General features: G+C 51.9%; 11 protein-coding genes. 9 read left to right on the top strand and 2 right to left on the bottom strand.

Annotation, left to right across the window (positions count from 1 at the left end):
• Window positions 1–47 precede the first annotated feature (47 nt).
• Window positions 48–1385 (bottom strand): hypothetical protein, encoded by a 1338-nt coding sequence (locus tag LQ777_RS29490; protein ID WP_232564022.1) that lies wholly within the window; start codon window positions 1383–1385, stop codon window positions 48–50.
• 12 nt (window positions 1386–1397) lie between these two features.
• Entirely contained in the window at window positions 1398–3818 is a 2421-nt protein-coding gene (locus tag LQ777_RS29495) for a TonB-dependent receptor (RefSeq protein ID WP_232564023.1), read from the bottom strand.
• 450 nt (window positions 3819–4268) lie between these two features.
• Between LQ777_RS29495 and LQ777_RS29500 the strand changes: the two genes are divergently transcribed.
• The 9 genes from LQ777_RS29500 (at window position 4269) to LQ777_RS29540 (ending at window position 18200) form a co-directional block, all read left to right on the top strand.
• Window positions 4269–5564 carry an alpha/beta hydrolase family protein gene (locus LQ777_RS29500; protein WP_232564024.1) on the top strand — a complete coding sequence of 432 codons (1296 nt, stop codon included), beginning with the start codon at window positions 4269–4271 and terminating at the stop codon, window positions 5562–5564.
• Between the two features lie 320 nt (window positions 5565–5884).
• Window positions 5885–6886 (top strand): FHA domain-containing protein, encoded by a 1002-nt coding sequence (locus LQ777_RS29505; protein ID WP_232563952.1) that lies wholly within the window; start codon window positions 5885–5887, stop codon window positions 6884–6886.
• A gap of 255 nt (window positions 6887–7141) precedes the next feature.
• Window positions 7142–8575 carry a PP2C family protein-serine/threonine phosphatase gene (locus LQ777_RS29510; RefSeq protein ID WP_232563953.1) on the top strand — a complete coding sequence of 478 codons (1434 nt, stop codon included), beginning with the start codon at window positions 7142–7144 and terminating at the stop codon, window positions 8573–8575.
• Complete coding sequence (locus LQ777_RS29515; protein ID WP_232563954.1) at window positions 8575–10128, top strand: serine/threonine protein kinase; 1554 nt, start codon at window positions 8575–8577, stop codon at window positions 10126–10128. The genes LQ777_RS29510 and LQ777_RS29515 overlap by 1 nt, the downstream gene beginning before the upstream one ends.
• Window positions 10129–10135: 7 nt before the next feature.
• Window positions 10136–11416: a serine/threonine-protein kinase gene (locus LQ777_RS29520; protein WP_232563955.1), complete on the top strand. Its 1281-nt coding sequence runs from the start codon at window positions 10136–10138 to the stop codon at window positions 11414–11416.
• Window positions 11417–11435: 19 nt separating this feature from the next.
• Window positions 11436–15407, top strand: coding sequence for an FtsW/RodA/SpoVE family cell cycle protein (locus tag LQ777_RS29525; RefSeq protein ID WP_232563956.1), 3972 nt, complete (start codon window positions 11436–11438; stop codon window positions 15405–15407).
• Between the two features lie 146 nt (window positions 15408–15553).
• Complete coding sequence (locus LQ777_RS29530; protein WP_232563957.1) at window positions 15554–16441, top strand: FHA domain-containing protein; 888 nt, start codon at window positions 15554–15556, stop codon at window positions 16439–16441.
• A gap of 398 nt (window positions 16442–16839) precedes the next feature.
• A complete protein-coding gene (locus LQ777_RS29535; protein ID WP_232563958.1) occupies window positions 16840–17517 on the top strand; it encodes a hypothetical protein in 678 nt (225 codons plus the stop codon).
• Complete coding sequence (locus LQ777_RS29540) at window positions 17517–18200, top strand: response regulator transcription factor (protein ID WP_232563959.1); 684 nt, start codon at window positions 17517–17519, stop codon at window positions 18198–18200. Before LQ777_RS29535 ends, LQ777_RS29540 begins: the two co-directional genes overlap by 1 nt.
• Window positions 18201–18214: the final 14 nt, after the last annotated feature.

An 18214-nucleotide genomic window follows, 5' to 3' on the forward strand; every position in this document is an offset into this window, starting at 1 on the left:
CTCTCGATTCAGATCGAAGACGGCTCTTTTTATGCGATTATAGCGTATTAGAAAATGCCGATGTAATGGTTTCCGGCTTTATTAACCAACTTAGCACCCTTGGTCACAGCACCGGTTTGGCGGTTGATGATATAAATATTACCGTCTTTACCAACGGGTGTGAATGCGATGTAGACGTCATCTCCGCTTACCAGAATCCCTTGGTATTGACCGAAGTCAAGACCGGCTTCATACGGCAAGTCGACTCGCGTGGCCGTCTTTGCGTTCAGGTCCAGCCGGGCAACAAAACCCTGATCAGAGCCGTCCTGCGAATAAAGCGCGTAAGCAATACCATTACCGGCGTATTTCCAGCTATCGACGTACACATTTTTCGCGCCCAAAGCTGCATCCAGGCTAAACACATACGAATTGTCGTACTCATTGTTCTGGCCGATCTTCAGAATATGCGAACCTTTGGAATCCCGTTGTGTAGCCTGATAGATAGCGCCGTCGTTAGCTAGAAACGAATTATGGCTACGATAGCCGCTGTTATCGCCGAAGCCGACCGTTGAGGTAATCACCTTGGGATTTTCCAGCGAAGGATAATCGACGATGACCGATTTGCTGCCTAGCCGGGTAAAATTGGTTTCTGTCAGACCAGTTGCCGGATTTCTTTTCTGCATCCAGGTACCAATGATGAGCTTGTTTTTCGCCTGATTCAGCACCGGGGCATCCAGCCGGAAAATGGCATGACCCTGCAATTCTTCGGCTGCCGACAGCGGAATTTGGTACTGCTTGTAACCAGCGATCAGCACCTTTTGCAGATCTAGCGCCAATACGGTAGCCGTTCCCCGGTAGTAAGCGAATGGAGACGTTGGTGTTGATCCAGCCGGCGCATTGTTGGCCGCTATGTTGGCCACGTTGACGGCGATTCCCGTTTTATCACCATCGAACAATTTCACCCAGCGGGGCGATGTGCTGGCGTATTGTGAAATATTGACGGTTACGTCTTCCTGCGCGTATGATCCGGCTCCGTTGACTTTGTATCTCGAAAATTCTCCGCCGTTATCACCGGTATAGGCAATGTTAAACAGGGTATGACCATCTTCGGAAGATTGCAGCCGGGCCGTACGGTTCGATTTTACGGCGAAACCGTTGTCGTAAACGCTGATGGATGTATTCGGATTTTTGGCGTCCGCTTTGCTGACCGAGTAAACCATGGTTCCTCCGTTTCCATCGCCCGGAGTAGTCCCCATAACAGCGCCAGCCACCGTAATCCAGCGATCTTCATTGGCTACCGGATCAGGATCGGTACCCGTACCTGAATTTTTGTCTTGACAACCCGTAAGGGAAACGGCTATAAGAAAGCTTCCCAGCAGGGATAGATTCAATATTTGCTTTTTCATGTAAGCGACTGATTATAAATTATTAATTGAGTAATTCAACTTGAGATAAAAGGCTCTCCCCGGCTTCTGAACGGCGAAATTGTCGTAGGCCTGCTGGTCAAATATGTTTTTGATGTCGGCACTGATGATGAACCGCTTGTTTGGCAGTACATAACTGGCTCCCAGATCCTGGATGTACTGACGGGGGGTTCTAAAGTCGTCAATGACCAGCCAGGTGGTGTAAAATCGCTCTACAAAGCGGAACCCGTAATACACATTAAGTCTTGATTGCTGAGCGAGTACGTCTTTAAACGAGTACTGAATTGTGTTATTAATCGTGAAAAAAGGTTCGTTGGGAAGCTGGCGGTTGTAATAATCGTACTCCCGACCGTTGGGGTCGTAGCGCATGTTGAAGACCGAATTGAATTTCGATGCGCTCAGGCCAATGGTAAGGTTGTTTTTGTAGCTGTAATTGGCTTCGGCTTCAAACCCGATGGACTTGGTCTTTCCGAGGTTTTCGAAGGGGTCCGTTTGTACCGCATCGTTCAGTCTGGGATTTACCCGTTGAACGATTTTGTCTCTCGTGTCACGGATGAAGCCAGATAAGGCGAAGGAATATTTATGCTGTCCGGTTGTGTACGATCCCGCTCTAAAACCAACGTTCAGGTTGTTACTAACCTCCGGTCTGATCCCGAAATTTTCGACGATGTTTTCACCGGGACTGCCAAAAACTTCGCCTTCGGAAGGCAAGCGAACGGCTTTTTCTGCGGAGGTGAGAACGTACAAATTGGGCAGGAGCGCGTACGACAAAGCCGCTCCGTAACCAGTCGTTGTTTTGGCGTTGGCTGTTCTGTTCTCCCGCCGACTACTCTGCCCTTCCGTTACGACCAGAACCGGGTCCATTTTGTCAATTTGCTGTTGGTAATACTTTCCAAACACATTGGCTTTCAGCTTAGAATCAAAGGCTTTTAACTCGTAAGCAACAGACGTTATATGTTTCGCCAGGTTCCGGGTTCCGATGAATTCCCGTTCGCTTTCCGAGCGCAGAAAATCCTGCTGATCGCGGTCTATGTTATAGAAGATGTGATTGAGAACCAGTCGGTGATTCTGGTGAAAATCATAATTGATCCCGGCCCGGAACGTAATTACGTGTCGGTTGATATGGTTTATCGTCGGCGCTCCTTGCTGCGCTCCGCCGGGCCGTAAGATCGGGTTACCGTCCAGACCGACACTCCGTTCGCCAAACCAGTTGTAATTCCATTTGACGGTATCCACAACGATCTGGCTGCGGTTGCTCGACATACCGCTCAGAGTAAATTCAAGGCCATCAACCAGCAGATTTTTCTTCCGGTAGTTCAGACTAAGCACGTGTGATTCGGATTCCGTGAACCGGCCCTTGTAAGGGATTGACATATAGGTGCCATGCTGAATCTCCTTATAGTCGCTGGAACCGTTATAGCCTACAAAAAACTGATCCGCCCATTTTACGTCCGTAAACCCAACCTCAACTTGTCCTCCGATTGACTTGTAGGCATCGTTGAAGCGCCGGGCCCGTACGTAGTCATACCGGCCATTGGGTAGAATATTTCTGACAAATTTCCCCCATACTTCGTAATCGTTATCCGAGTGATTGTAGAATCCCGATGCTTTGACGGTAAACCCACTTTTCGCATTCCGATGTGTACCGCTAATGGTAGCCTGAAGCGTATTAAACGAGCCGTACGAAACCGAAGCGGTCAGGTTGTTGCCCATTCCTTTTTTCAGGATCACATTGATCGCTCCTCCCAAGGCATCGTCGGATAGATGGGCAGGAATTACCCCCTTATATACTTCGATGCGCTCGATAAGAGCCGGGGGTATACTATTTAAGCTAAAGGACGCACCGTAGGTAGAAATAGGGATACCGTCTATGAATATACGTACTGACTCGCCCGACATTCCATTCAGGTTATAACTGACCGATGAGCCCAATCCGCCATTCTGCCGAACTCGTACGCCAACGGTTCTGTCCAGCAGTTCGTTGGTTTGAAAATTTCGGTTGGCTACTTCCTTTGTCTCGATGACATTGACCGCGAAACCCTGCGTTTCGATCTCTTTTTTTTCGGTCTTGTGTTTGACCTGCACTTCGGCCAGATCGAAAATTGCCTTGTTGACCAGAACCGGCAGACTATGGACCGGCTTGTGGACGTGTAGTTTTACACTTTTCGGCTGAATCTCGACGGACGTTATTGAGATCTCCTGATGACCATACGGAACGTTTTTAAGTTCGAAATGCCCCCGCTCATCGGACAAAGTGGCTATGCTGGTGTTTTTGATGCGTACCGTAACGTGGGCTACACCGGTGTCACCTTCAACATGAACATTTCCTCTTAATGTAGCAAAACGAACACCGTCCGTTTGCGCAAAGACACAACAACTAATGAGTAGACAGGTCAGTAAGTAGTAGTATTTCATTCGAAGAGAATTGACCCTCTGCCATTAATTTAGACAAAGACTAAATTAGATCTGAGAACGAAGGTATTAAAATGGGATTAAAATAGGCTTTAATACTGTTAAATTTTATAAATTTTGTTTATATAGTTTAATTTAAGTAGACAAACGGAAAGATTGATAGATAATCAGACTCATTTACTTATGGGATATAGCTTTGGAAAGTGACGTATTGACCACTATGTATCGCTTGACGCACATACAATTGACAGAGACAGTTCGAAAGCGTTTACATGCAAGCACACCTTGCGACTGAAACCTCTGACCTCACCAGCCTACAACACCTACCCCCTCAATAGGATATTCTTTTGCTTAACAGTAGCTAGTAGCTTTATCACTAATTTAACAGCCCTAAACCTTGACTAAATCCCGGTAGCGTTGGCCTTAACCGACGAACACGTTTTTGCACGATCCATGAACACCCGCTCCATTCTCGTTGTCTTCACCTTACTGCTGATAACAGTCAGACAACTAATCGCCCAGTCGCCGGGTGATACGCTCATCAATGGCGATTTGCTACCGAACGCTCCTGAACTGGCTGCCCGAGGGAGCTACAAAGTTGGAGTGCGGACGATCAAACTGGTTCACCCAGCCCAGGTTGATGTACTCCACGGAAACGCAGGTAAACATCCACTCTATGACCGCCCGTTGACGGTTGAACTATGGTATCCAGCGCGGGTGCCGGGTGATAAACAGCCGACCGTTACCTACGAGTCCACCCTGGGCCGGTCCAATGATCCGAAACGACCACTTGTTCCGTTCACTTTCCAGGGTCGGGCCGCTCGCGATGCGCAGCCGGACCCCAGCGGGGGCGCTTATCCGCTGGTGATTGTGTCGCACGGCTACCCCGGCTCGCGGTTACTGTTGACTTATCTAACCGAAAATTTGGCTTCCAAAGGCTACGTCGTTGCGGCCATCGATCATACCGAATCAACCTACGGCGATTTGGCGGCCTTTCCCAGCACATTGCTGAACCGTGCTCTCGACGACAAGTTTGTGCTTGACGAGATGGCCCGGCTAGCGGGCAAAACCAGCAAGAGTTTTCTGTCGGGCTTGCTCAACGCCGATAATACAGCGTTGATTGGGTACTCGATGGGTGGATATGGTGTACTAAACGCAGCCGGAGCCGGGTACAGTCCACAGGCATTGAAGCTATTCGGGCAGATGAGCGGAGGCAGTACGGCGCTGGAGGTTCGTACGCAGGCTTCACCCGCTTACAAAGCGTCGCTGGACCCTCGCATCAAGGCTGTCGTTGCGTTTGCCCCCTGGGGTATGGAACGTGGGGTTTGGGATGCCGACGGTCTGGCGGGTTTAAGGCTGCCTACCCTGCTGGTAGCTGGCAGCAAAGATGATGTATCTGGGTACGAAAAAGGCGTCAAAGCGATTTACGATGGTGCTGTCAACGCAGACCGGTACATGCTGACCTACATCAACGCCCGGCATAATGTAGCGCCTAATCCGCCCCCATCAGCCTCGATGCGACCCGGCGTGTCAGCGGATGAATACATGCATTATGCCGAGCCAGCCTGGAACGAGCGTCGGATCAATAACATCAATCAGCATTTCGTAACGGCTTTTCTGGGTATTCACCTCAAGGGTATGGACTATAAGAAGTATTTGGATCTACCAGAAGGCGACACGGCTGAGGGATGGACCGGTTTTAAACCTCGTATGGCCGTAGGGCTAGAAATGCGTCATGCCAAACCGTAGTACTACGTTCGTCTGGGCAGTACGTTATGAACGATTTTTCAATAAGATTTCTGTCATTCCGACGCAGGAGGAATCTTCGGGTAGAGTTTGTTTTATTGAATAATTCAAAGGTTCCTCCTGCGTCGGAATGGCAAAAAGGCACCGATCAATGCTTGATTTTAAAAAGTTTAGACAGCTTCTTAAAACTAGATGCGGGCCGGTCTGGATGACAGGAAATACCCAGCTGATAGCGCATACAGACTAGGCAACTTAGCGAACGTCAAAAGAAAACGGCCGGTAATATCGTTTAAGGGTGTAAAAAGCACCTATCGCGTTCAATCATGGCTAATCAGCCCAACTGGCTTCATAAATTAGGGAATTTACTCGTGCCCCCCAGCCAGAGTCAAACCACCCCTGTTGCTACGGTGACAAACAAGCGAATTCTGGACGAGTTGGTAACGTCGTTTGAGGACTCCATCGGTCGGGAATCGGTTGGGGCCAGTATGCTGTTTAATGCGCACTTTCTCATCATTCTACACCCGGACACTTATGAAGAACGCCAGAATGCGTTTCCGGTTATTGTCGATGAAGCCGTAAAATCATTTAAAGCCAGTATTGAATCGCACAAAGGGCAGTATGAACGGATTGCTCCCGTGGCTTCCAGCTGGTTTTTTAAATTTGGGGGCGGACGGGAGTTTGGCGGAGAAACGGTCTCGCCAACCGATGTTTACGTCGTCGGTGCCCTGACCGGTATTTTGCCCGGCAACGAAGCGCGCCAGTCGCCGGATAAGCTGCACGTAACGCGCCGGGTCAAACAAACCAACCGCTACGAAAAGGTGGATGTAGACCTGAATACATTTCAGCATATCGACTTTCGCGAGCCGGGGGCGTTTGTCGTTAAGTTTAAATTCGATTCGTCGCCCGCCCAACAAGAACGGGCACCGATGCCGGGGTCGGCCACCCGAAACGCAACAGTATTGCCCCGCAGTTTGGCTGCCGGACTAGCCGAGCTTACCTATTACATCGCCGAGTTAAACAAAGAGGATTCGTACCTGATGCGCGACCGGGAGATTGTGGTAGCCCGCAAGGAACCCGAAAACCAACATTTTCCGAATTATCTGTTGCTCGAATCGGCGTACGTATCAAATCCCCACGCTCGCATTCGCTACGACGATGCTACGCAAACCTTTCAGCTCGCGTCCTTCAGCCGGAACGAAACCCGCGTGAACGAACAGCTTATTCCCCGTAGTGAACCGGCTAGTCCACAGTGGTATACGTTACCCGACAAGGCCCAAATTCTGCTCAACAGTATGGTAACGCTACACTTCCAACGGACTCTGTAATCATGATCGACGCGCTACTTGTCTTTGTCTTGCTGCTATTCGTCATATTTCTAGTGCTGAAACATTTTCAGGATTTACCTCGATAGGTTATTGACAGGATTAACAGAGTTATTAGTCATAGTTTGTTTTCTGACAGGATTAACATGATTTACAGGATGCGAACGACAATAATCCTGTGAATCCTGTTAATCCTGTCGAAGAAAACATGACAACAATCCTGTAAATCATGTTAATCCTGTCAAATAATAAGCTTGAATGAAATCATTACTGTTCACCGGTAAGACCGACGTAGGCCAGCGCCGAACCGATAATCAGGACGCTTTTATCTGTTCAACGATCTGGGCGGAAACCAGTGGGTTACTGGGAGTCATCGACGGTGTTGGTGGTTACGCCGGGGGCGACCGGGCAGCGGCTATTGCCAAAGAATCGATTGAGCAATACATGGCAACGCCCAACGGGAACCCGTTGTCGATGCTACGCGAAGCAGTCGTATTCGCCAATAACCAAATCAATACCCAACGTCAGCAGGAGCCTCGACTGGCGCAGATGTGCTGCGTGCTGACCACCGCCGTAGCCGATACCCAATCGGGTAAGCTGTATTACGTACACGTGGGCGATACGCGCCTGTACCGGTACCGGCAGGGCGTTCTCGAAAAGCTAACCTACGATCATTCGCTGGTTGGCGTTCGGGAAGATGCCAACCAGCTCACCGAAGCCGAAGCGATGCAGCACCCACGCCGGAACGAAATATTGCGGGATGTGGGGTCGATGGTGCACCGGGTCGATGACCCTGATTTTCTGGAGTCGGGAGAAACCGATTTTCTGCCGGGCGATTGGCTATTGTTCTGTAGCGACGGCCTGACGGATATGATTACACAGGCGCAAATCAAAGCAGTCCTGGATCAGAAACGTAGCCTTGACGAGCAAACGACCGAGCTGATCCGGCTAGCGAACAAGCAGGGTGGGAATGATAACATTACGGTCGTTCTGGCCAAAAATAACGCATCAGCTACCGAACCTGCGCCAGCATTGACCGAGGCAACAGAGACCCCAGCGTCCAGCGTGCAACCCGTAGCCGTTCCGCTTGTCGAAAAGGCAACACCGGTTGATACGAAGCCAGCCCGAAAGCGCCCGGTCGGGTTATGGGTTCTATTTAGTTTGTTCGCGATCGGACTGATTGCAGCCATCGTGTGGTACCAATTCCAGCCATCCAGCCAATCGGATGCCCGGACAGCTGACAGCCTGACCATTAGTCAACCAGGCTCGACAGTAGGGGCAGTTTCCCGATTTGATTCGTTATTACAGAACGCTTATCGCAGCAAAGACCATCGGCTGCTTTTGCCTGCCGATACGTTTCGGCTGACGAAACCTTTGCTAATAACCGATTCGTTGCTGAGCATTGTGGGTGATAACCGACTAACCGTTCTTATGCCCGCCGATTCTACGCAAGTGCCAGTAGCGTTACGGATTACCCGTTCAGGAGCCGTGCCACTGGAAAATATAACGATCAGTGGATTCAAGACCGGTATTGAGACAATCCGCGACGCGAAGTTGCAACTCTCAAACGTGTACTTTGCTAATGTGGGCTTACCAATTAGTGCCGCTGTTCGACAAGATACCTTCCGCAAAACCGTTGTAATCCTGTCCGTACAAAATGGGCCAGATTCAATTAAAACAAGACGCCAGTAATGTCTACGATTCGATTTGACACACGGTTTCCGGGTTACGAAGTGCTAAGCGAATTAGGACGTAGCAATGCGCGTATCCTGAAAGCCCGTCATGTGGCAACGGGTGATTTGGTCGCGATAAAGCACTTTGCGCTCAACACCGACGCCGAAACCCTCCGCCGGTTTAGCCGGGAGTCAGCGATTATGACCAGCATTGCTCATCCCAACATCGTAAAGGTGCGGGAGGTACAACTGGAAGCGGAATTGCCTTACCTGGTCATGGAACTGATTGAGGGGGGAAGTCTGAACCAGCTCATCGCCAGTCAGGGCGGGCTGGATGTACCAACAGTCAGTCGATTAGGACTGCAAATGGCCAGTGCGTTCAAGGCGATTCATCCGCAGGGTATCGTTCACCGCGATATCAAACCGGAAAATATTCTGTACCGTCCCTTGCCTAGTGGTGAACTCCATTTTCTGTTAACGGATTTTGGCGTCGCCCGCCTGCACGAGCAATCGACTACAATGACGGGGCAGTCACTAATGACCTACGAATACGCATCGCCCGAGCAGTTTAACGACCCAAAAGGCGTTGGCGTCGCAACGGATTATTACTCGTTAGGCGTGGTTCTGTACGAATGTCTGCATGGAAGCGTACCCTTTGCGCTGGATGATCATACGGGTATTGTCACGTTCATGAATAAAGTGCTGACGGAAGCACCGCCCGCCCTGCCCATTTCGTCGAACGATCAGGCCATTAGCCCATTCACGGAAGTATTACGGGGTTTATTGCAGAAGAAAGCCGCCGACCGGCTAAGCGATCCGGATGAATTAACCTGGCTGATCAAGCAGGCTGAACTAGGCTATTTACAGACAAATCGGGCTCCTAAGGTCCCGACCTCCGCTGTAGAGTCCGTAAAGACCACCCAAAGCCGGGAACCTGAAACGAATAAGGCTAACGTGGTAAACGCGGCCTTACCGGATGCAAAACCAACGCCACGATCCGCTTCTCGTCCGCCAAAAAATGACGGGTTAAAATGGACTATCCTGGCTCTGGTTATCTTACTTGGTGTCGTCGGCCTGTACTTCGCCGTCCTCAAACCAAAAGCCAGCCCGTCTACAAAGCTTGCCGATGTCCCAACCGCCACGGGCACCACCGCCGGAGGGACCGATGTGGCCGAAGAAACGGCGCGGCACCAACGGGAAGCCGAGGAAGCCATCCGGCAGGAGCAACTCCGGCAGGAAGCGCTAGCCGCCGTTGACGGACTGGCGGTTAAGGTCAATGATTATCGGGTAGGCTTATTCGGTGGGATCAAAAATGTCCAACTTCAGCTGAGCAATCCAAGCCCGGTTACGTTTTCATCGGTGGTGGTTAAGGTCAACTATTACAAAGACAATGGGGGTCTCTATAAAGCAGAAAAAGTGTATTTCAACAACGTAGGGCCTAATTCGTCGCTGATTGAAACCGCACCGAACAGCGATCGGGGAACCAAACTTACCTACAAAATCATTGGGCATCAGTTTGCTCCTCCGCTGGATTCATTGATGAGTAAGGCTTCGGCAGACTCGTTACACTAATTAATTTATGCCAACAGTAAGTGTCAATACGCATTTTCCGGGTTACGAAATTATTGGCGAACTGGGCCGGTCGAATGCCCGCGTGCTGAAAGCGCGTCATCTGGAAACGGGCGATTTGGTCGCGATCAAACACTTCTCGCTCAATACCGATGCCGACACGCTTCGGCGGTTTAGGCTTGAATCGCAGTTGATGACCGACATCAACCATCCGAACGTCGTGCGGGTGCGGGAAGTGCAGCTGGACATGCCGATGCCGTTTATTGTCATGGAATGGATCGAAGGCGGCAATTTACGCACACTGCTCGGCGAGCAAGGCTACCTGGATGTATCCAATACCATCCGACTGGGGCTGCAAATGGCCGAAGCCTTCAAGGTAATTCATCCACAGGGTATTGTCCACCGGGATATTAAGCCGGAAAACATTCTTTTTCGGCCCTTGCCCAGTGGCGAGATTCATTTTCTGTTGACCGATTTTGGCGTTGCCCGTCTGCACGAACAGTCGCAAACGATGACGGGTCAATCGCTGATGACCTATGAATACGCATCGCCGGAGCAATTTGATAATCCACGGGGCGTCGACAAGGCCACCGATTACTATTCGCTGGGCGTGGTCCTGTACGAATGTCTGTCGGGGAAGGTGCCGTTTTCGATGACGGACAGTGCGGGTATCGCTTCGTTCATGGGGCATGTCCTGCGCACATCGCCACCTGCTTTACAGATACCTTCGCAACAGTATCTTCCCCCCAGTCTGGAAACGATCCTGGAATGGACATTAGCCAAAAATCCAGCCGAGCGGCTTAATGATGTCAATGAGTTGATCTTACTGCTGCGGCAAGCCAATGTCGAACAGCTACAGACTAGTCGTTCGGCGGATCGGCGGGTGCCCGTTTCATCGCGTACGGTGGCAGCCCCAGTACCGACTCCCCGACCGCTGGAAACCGTTGTGCCGGTGCCCGATGAAGAACCGGCCACCGGCACAAACAAGTGGCTTATCGGGTTAAGTGTTGCCATTGTAGCGGTGCTGCTGGTGCTGGCCGTTTTGTACAAAACGCACCACAAGGCGACCAGCACCGGAACCAATGTGGTACCCGATACGACAACTGTGGCGAATGATTCGACGGAGACCGAGACGATGATGGAAGATACGACCGAGTCCTCATCCGATTACCCAGTCGAGGCAACAACCGATTCAACCAAAACAGAAAGTCCTTCGGAAACCGTTGCTGAGCCGCCCGCTGCCGTACCCGATTCATCGCGCACGGTCGTTGATTCAACCAAGTCGTTTTGATTAACCAAAAATCTTCTGCATGAATATACCCTCTGGTCGGCCGTATTTGCTGGGCGCATCAGTTATGCTGCTGCTCCTGTTCGGACGGCTGTTTATGAACCTGTCTCCGGCGCTAAATCAGGCTAAAGAAGCGTTAGCCAGCGGGCAGGCGTTAACCCTCGAATCAGGACTTAAATCTGCGTCTATCCAGCGCCTGCTTAATACGGGCAATTACTACAGTGACCCGAAGGACAGACTCCTGGTTGCCGATTCATTGAGCGCTAAACTTCGTCAACAGGGCTCGCCCGAAAATCTGGGAACGCTTAACAAACGGCTGTTTTTCGTGCAGGCTCCCGTGACGTGGCGTAGTCGAATTGGTGGTGTCGATTTTCAGAGTCGGTTGCGGGTATCCCGTCAGCAAATGGGTTTCGACTCGGTGCTGTACGTTCGCGAACTAACGAATCCGAAACCGTATCCCGCTACCGTTAGCGCTGGTAGCGGAACGGAGTCAATATCGGGTCGGGTTACGCGCGACGAAGAGCCGATGGCGGACGTACTGGTTCAGCTAAAGCGCCATCCCGCCACCGCCCAACCCGATACGCTGCCCGATCGGTTTACCTACGCCCGAACGGATGCCGATGGGACGTTTGCCTTTACGGGCCTGACGGATGGCTCGGGGTATAGCGTGGTTCCGCTCAAGCCCGGTTTTGAGTTCGGCAGCCGACGGGGCACAAGCCATTTGACCCGTGATCAGTCGTACACGTTCACGGGCCGTCAGCATCAACTGCGCCTGATTGGAACAACGGCGTATGGGCAGCTCAAGAACGACCATGCGTTTATGGTCCGTGCGCCCACCGCTTTTACGATGCAGTTCTGGGCTATTGTTGGGCTGTTTATGCTGGCGTTTTGGGCCGTACAGGGCTTTTGGGATATCCGGCGCTTTCAACCCGACCCGTTGCTATTGCCGATCCTGATGCTGCTGACGGGCTTATCGGTCCTAACGCTGTTGGCCATTCAGGACCCATTACAGGACATGCTCTACGCCTGGCAAACGGTACAGGGTGTAGGGGTCGGCCTGGTTGGCCTGACGATTTTATCGCAGCTACCGATCGGGCGCTTTTACGCAGATTGGCGCTACGACTGGCTGTTTACGTTTCGGAACCGTACTTCCGTACAGTTGTCGGGCTGGACGTGGCTCGTGCTAGCACTTGGGCTGGCGACGCTGACGTTGCTTGTTGGCTCGGGGCCGGAGGGAAGTGGTGTACGCGTCAATTTGTCAATCCTGGGGCTGAGCTTTCAACCCAGTGAAATTACCAAATACCTATTACTGATTTTCTTTGCAGGGTTCTTTGCCGCCAATGAGCAACAGATTCGGCAACTACCCGATCTGCGCTGGCGGTTTCAGGTCAGTTTGGGAGCGCTGGCCGGAGCGGGGTTCCTGATGCTGCTCTACCTCCTGCTGGGCGATATGGGTCCGGCGCTGGTCGTTTGTTTTACGTTCCTGCTTTTTTACAGCATCGCCCGGGGAAATCTGCCGCTAACACTGGCAACAGGTTTTGGCTACGGCGTAGCGCTCTGGTTATTGCCCGGCTGGGCCGCTACGTTACTCAGCTTAGTGGTTCTGATCGGGTATATGTACGGGCAGGGCGAGGCCCGTTCGCGGACTTGGTTGGGTTGGGCCGCTTTGTTTACCGAAGCCCCCGTATTGCTGCTTCTGGTGATGGCAATGTTTGCGTTTGGCGATCTGTTGCCGTTCGTTGGAAACCGGCTGGCTGACCGGAAAGCGATGTGGCTTAGTCCCTGGAACAATGACGTGTATGGCGGTGATCATCTGGCGCACGGCTTCTGGGCCTTGTCGACTGGTGGTTGGACGGGGCAAGGACTCGGAAGAGGGTTGGCGGGTACCATGCCAGCTGCCCATACCGATATGATTCTGCCGAGCGTGGGCGAAGAACTGGGCGGGTTTGGTCTCGTAGCCGTTTTCCTGCTGATGGGTGTACTACTGCATCGGATTTTTTTGCACGCCCGGCGAGCGGGTCAGCCCTTTAGCTTCTTTCTGGTAGCGGGTATCGCCATTGCGACCGGTGTTCAGTTTTTGATTATTGCGGGCGGCTCCATCGGGTTGTTACCCCTGACGGGAATCAGCGTGCCGTTCCTGAGTTACGGCAAGATTTCACTGATCATCAACCTGATGGCTATGGGCGTTGTGTTTAGCGTCGCCAATCGGCCGGGGCAGTTGGAACAACGCCAGTACCTGGAGAAGCACTACGACAGGGTCCTGATGGCCGGTATCGCCGGGTTTCTGATCGGAGTGTTGATTCTGATTGGTCGTTTGTTACCAATTGTCGGGTGGCGGGGCAATGAGTATATCGTTCGTCCGGCTCGGGTGGTGACCCGCTACGGCGATCCTGTATACAGCTACAACCCCCGCATCGAGCGGCTAACCCGCGTGCTGGCGGCAGGCACGGTCTACGACCGGAAGGGTCTGGTACTGGCAACCAGTTCACCCGAACGGGTTACGCAGCAGTCGGCACAACTCCGCCAAAGTGGGTTAACATCGGATCAACTTCAGACGCTCACGCACAAGCGATTGCAACGGTATTACCCATTTGGTGAGCATCTGTTTTTCTGGACCGGTGATTTGAATACGCAACTTTTCTGGGGACAAAGCAATGGGTATTACGCCGAAGCTACCCATTTCAGCGAACTGCGCGGCTTCAACAGTCGTCCCCGTAAAACAACGCTTGTGGCCACCGACTACCAGGCCGATCGCTTTAGCCCGCCGGTTCAGCAAACGCGTACGCTATCCGTTTACGACTACAGCGAACTGGCTCCCGCTCTACGGGCTGGAATCGACAGCCGTGAAGTAACCGACCGGAAAGCCCAGAACCGCGATATCAAGCTGAGTCTCGATGCGGAGTTGCAAGTTGCGTTACAGAAAGGGCTGGCTAAATCGGAGTACAACGACAAGCGTCTTTCGGTGGTCGTGCTCAATGCGGGATCGGGCGATGTACTGGCGTCAGCGACTTACCCTTTGCCCAATCTTAAAACGCCCGATGTTATGCTGCTGTCAGACCGGGATCGGCTTGAACTACCGTATCTGGTCACCGAGCGCGATTTGGGCATGACCTATCCAACAGCCCCTGGCTCGACGGCTAAAATTCTGACGGCAATGGCTGCGTTTAATAAAGTAGGTGCCTCGGCATCATCCGTTAGCTACCCAATTTCGTGTCAGGAGATCATCCGACGGGGTGCGCGGGAATCTGAACCCTGCGGAGAAACGGTCGATATGCGTAAGGCCATTGTTCGGTCGAGCAACGTTTATTTTATCCGAATGGCGAACGACAAAGCGCTGGATACTGAACTGGCCGATCTGTATCTAGCTACGGGTATGAACGTCGATCTGATTGGTGGCTATTCTTTTTCGGATACGCATACCGACGCGGAACAGGTTCAGATCCGGCAGCATTGGCGCGATTCGACATTTGCGGTCCGCCGGAAATTGTACCAGAGTACGCAATACCCGAGACGCTACCGGAGTGAATTTTCGGGGCTGGCCTGGGGACAGGGCCAATTGACAGCAACGCCCGTATCGATGGCGCGAATGGCCGGGGCCATTGCAAACCAGGGTATCCTGCAACCGTCGCGTTATGTACTGGATAAAGCGGGTAAACCACAAACGATCAGCACCGGCAAGTCCGTGGCTCGCCGAGCGGATTATGCCGAGCAGCTACAGGAATTTATGATTGAACAGTCGAACCCATCGGAGGGGCGGGCTAAGATCAGCGTCGCGCGGGTGGCTGGTAAAACCGGTACACCCGAACGGATCGTACAGGGTGTAAAGCGGAATGATGGGTGGTACGTATTTTTTGCCCCTACACCCGACGGTCGGTCGCATACAGTGGTTGCGGTACGGATCGAGTTGGGTCAATCCTCCGCAGATGCCGTCAACCTGGCGAACACCGTCGTAGCCCCTATCTTGAAAGAACGTAATTATTTAGGAAGCTTTTAACGATTTTTTTGTCATCCCGACGTAGGAGGGAACTTCGGTAATAATTATAATTCTATTGGCAACCAGAGGTCCATCGTCGGAATGACAAAAAGGCTGATTTCAAGTTTGTTGTGAAATGTTAAGCCTATTTCAACACTCAATGCATAATGAGCCTAATCGATAAGGTTAAAAATTTGTTCGGGTTAGCCTCGACGGACGAGCAGCCTATAGCGTCCACCAGTCGGCCAGGTGAACCGGTTTCCGTTACGCCGACATCCACGACGACCGGGCCTCCGCCAGCCGCTCAGGTACGGGAGCAGGTCATGCGGTTTATCATCGGTAAACTACGGGCTTACCAAAACGAACCGGACACCGCTCCGGCTGGAATTCGACTGTCTGTTTTATGTACTAACCCAGCGGATGAAGAGTTATACCGGGTCGTTCTGTGGACGAATCAGCCAGGAAAATTTGAGGCCGAACTGTCTCGTCAATTGGCTGACAATTACATCACGTTGCCCAAAAACTGGCAGTTTACGTATACCTTTTTCACGGACACATTACCCGACACTACATACCGGGAAGGGAATTTGGGACTGGTTGTCGTTGATCGGTCAAAACCGGATAACGCCCCCCTTCTCGCCAGGGTGACAGCTTTAGTAGGGCAGTTGGAACAGACGGAATACATTCTTGATTCAGCTCAGAAAACGACGTTCTGCATCGGGCGCGGCCGTACCACCCAAACGGCGTCAGGACGCGTTCGAACGAATGATATTGTCGTCCTAAATGAAGAAGACCCCAGTTATGACGCAGCGAAAGGGGCCGGAAATGGAGCTGTTAGTCGGGCGCATGCGACGATTCGCTTCGATCCCGCTCAGAAACGGTACGTACTCCTTGTCGATCCGGGTGGACTGCCTGCCGGGGGCAATAAAACCAAACTCATACACCCGGATGATTCAATAGAGCGGGCCGATATTGCAGGAATGGGCTATCCCCTCCAAAACGGAGATCAGATTGAATTGGGTGGCGAAGTCACGCTCTTTTTTGAATTACTGTAAACGGGTCAGTTTGTGGCATTACCGTCTCTTCGCTTCGCGCCTACAGTCGTGCAATCAGGTTTGAGAACCTGACGGTGGCGGTTTTGAGAAACCGCCACCACACCCATTCTTCACATATCGGCACGATCAAACTAGTACATCAAGGTTGTAATCTTTATTAAAAGCGGCTTGGCTTATACGGGCAGCTTAAGAAAATTTAATAGTATTCTAAGATCCCCCTTAGATCGCTCCCCTAGTTTAGCATTATACAACAAGGCTTGCGGTGATGGTAGCATGCACAATGAGCGCGACGACTCGTTTAGTGATAATACCTACATAGCACTCGGCAAGCTGCGGTCAAAACATATTCTAAGGACAAAAGGTACTCTCATCGAGTGCTGACCAACCACTCCCTGCCTATGAAACAAAGGCTACATACTCTTTTTGTAATTCTTATCCTCTCGACTGACTTGATTCGCGTATTCGCTCATACGCCTACGTCTGTTTCGGGACGAGTACTCGGCTATCTGTCCAATCGGATCGGCGATTACGATGGGTTACGGTTGCAAACGTCGGTGGGGGAGGCTCACCTGTTGTTTCCACCGCATACGGCCTCCCGGATTCTAAAGCTGGCAGCCACAGGACAGCGTATACAAGCCGATGTGGAACCCCAGCCCGGAAGGCCAGAGCTTGCCCAACCCGGATTGGGAGGGCCAGGTGAAACAACGGAGACGGACCGATCAACCATAACAACCTACCGGCTGATTCGATTGCGTAACCAAACACTAGGTACGAGCTTTCAACTTGCCGATTTGCCGCCCCCACCACCCCGGCAGGGACAATTGGTTCAGACAGAGGGTCCACTGATTAGTAAAATACATAGTGGACAGGGGCAACTGACCGCCCTGCTGACCGATAAATACCTGATAGAGTTGAAGCCCCACCAGGTCGAGCAGATCAGCTCCCTGCTGACGGGCGTTCAGCGATTGGGCGTTACGGGATTTGAACGAACCGCAGATGGCTTCGTCAATCGAACCGGCCGCCCTGTACTCCACCCAACAACTTTAACCATACGAGGCCAAACGTTTGCACTCTAATGAAACTATTATTGATCGACGACGAAGAAAAGTTAGTACTACACCTGCAAAAAGGGCTTAGACAGGCTGGGTATTCGGTCGATATTGCCCTGTCGGCGGCCGCTGGTCTCGAACTGGCAGCGGTAGGTGGCTACGAACTGATTCTACTGGATCTGATGCTACCGGGCACAACGGGTTTTGATGTGCTGCGCACCCTGCGGGCGTTTGGCATCGACGCGCCCGTGATGATCCTGAGCGCCCTCAATCAGTCCAAACACGTAGTCGAAGGACTGGATTTAGGTGCTGTCGATTACCTGCGCAAACCCTTCGAGCTAGACGAACTGCTCGCCCGGATTCGTACGGTGCAACGAAGTCAGACGGGAAGTCGATTGGCCGTGTGGCGAGTAGGCGATTTGACTATGGACCTGGCAAGTCGTCAGGTGAGTCGGGGAGGAAAGTCGATTACGCTAACTCCCCGCGAATACCAGTTGTTAGAACAGCTCATGCGCCAGGCCGGGCGGGTTCTTTCCAAAGCGCAGCTAACCGAAAAAGTCTGGGAATCGGATTTCGACCGGGGCAGCAATGTTGTTGAAGTGCATGTCCACCAACTTCGTAAAAAGATTGACCGGGGATTTGCAACACCACTGCTCGAAACGGTGGTGGGCGTCGGATACCGGCTAAAAGGTTCGCTTGACGTAAAGTAATCTGCCTGCCTCAA

Source organism: Spirosoma oryzicola, from assembly GCF_021233055.1.
Lineage (GTDB): Bacteria > Bacteroidota > Bacteroidia > Cytophagales > Spirosomataceae > Spirosoma > Spirosoma oryzicola.

Excerpts from the sequence above, each read along its gene's own strand:
- LQ777_RS29515 (WP_232563954.1), top strand. The coding sequence starts at position 8,575 with ATGTCTACGATTCGATTTGACACACGGTTTCCGGGTTACGAAGTGCTA.
- LQ777_RS29505 (WP_232563952.1), top strand. The coding sequence starts at position 5,885 with ATGGCTAATCAGCCCAACTGGCTTCATAAATTAGGGAATTTACTCGTG.
- LQ777_RS29495 (WP_232564023.1), bottom strand. The coding sequence starts at position 3,818 with ATGAAATACTACTACTTACTGACCTGTCTACTCATTAGTTGTTGTGTC.
- LQ777_RS29540 (WP_232563959.1), top strand. The coding sequence starts at position 17,517 with ATGAAACTATTATTGATCGACGACGAAGAAAAGTTAGTACTACACCTG.
- LQ777_RS29500 (WP_232564024.1), top strand. The coding sequence starts at position 4,269 with ATGAACACCCGCTCCATTCTCGTTGTCTTCACCTTACTGCTGATAACA.
- LQ777_RS29490 (WP_232564022.1), bottom strand. The coding sequence starts at position 1,385 with ATGAAAAAGCAAATATTGAATCTATCCCTGCTGGGAAGCTTTCTTATA.
- LQ777_RS29520 (WP_232563955.1), top strand. The coding sequence starts at position 10,136 with ATGCCAACAGTAAGTGTCAATACGCATTTTCCGGGTTACGAAATTATT.
- LQ777_RS29535 (WP_232563958.1), top strand. The coding sequence starts at position 16,840 with ATGAAACAAAGGCTACATACTCTTTTTGTAATTCTTATCCTCTCGACT.
- LQ777_RS29510 (WP_232563953.1), top strand. The coding sequence starts at position 7,142 with ATGAAATCATTACTGTTCACCGGTAAGACCGACGTAGGCCAGCGCCGA.
- LQ777_RS29530 (WP_232563957.1), top strand. The coding sequence starts at position 15,554 with ATGAGCCTAATCGATAAGGTTAAAAATTTGTTCGGGTTAGCCTCGACG.
- LQ777_RS29525 (WP_232563956.1), top strand. The coding sequence starts at position 11,436 with ATGAATATACCCTCTGGTCGGCCGTATTTGCTGGGCGCATCAGTTATG.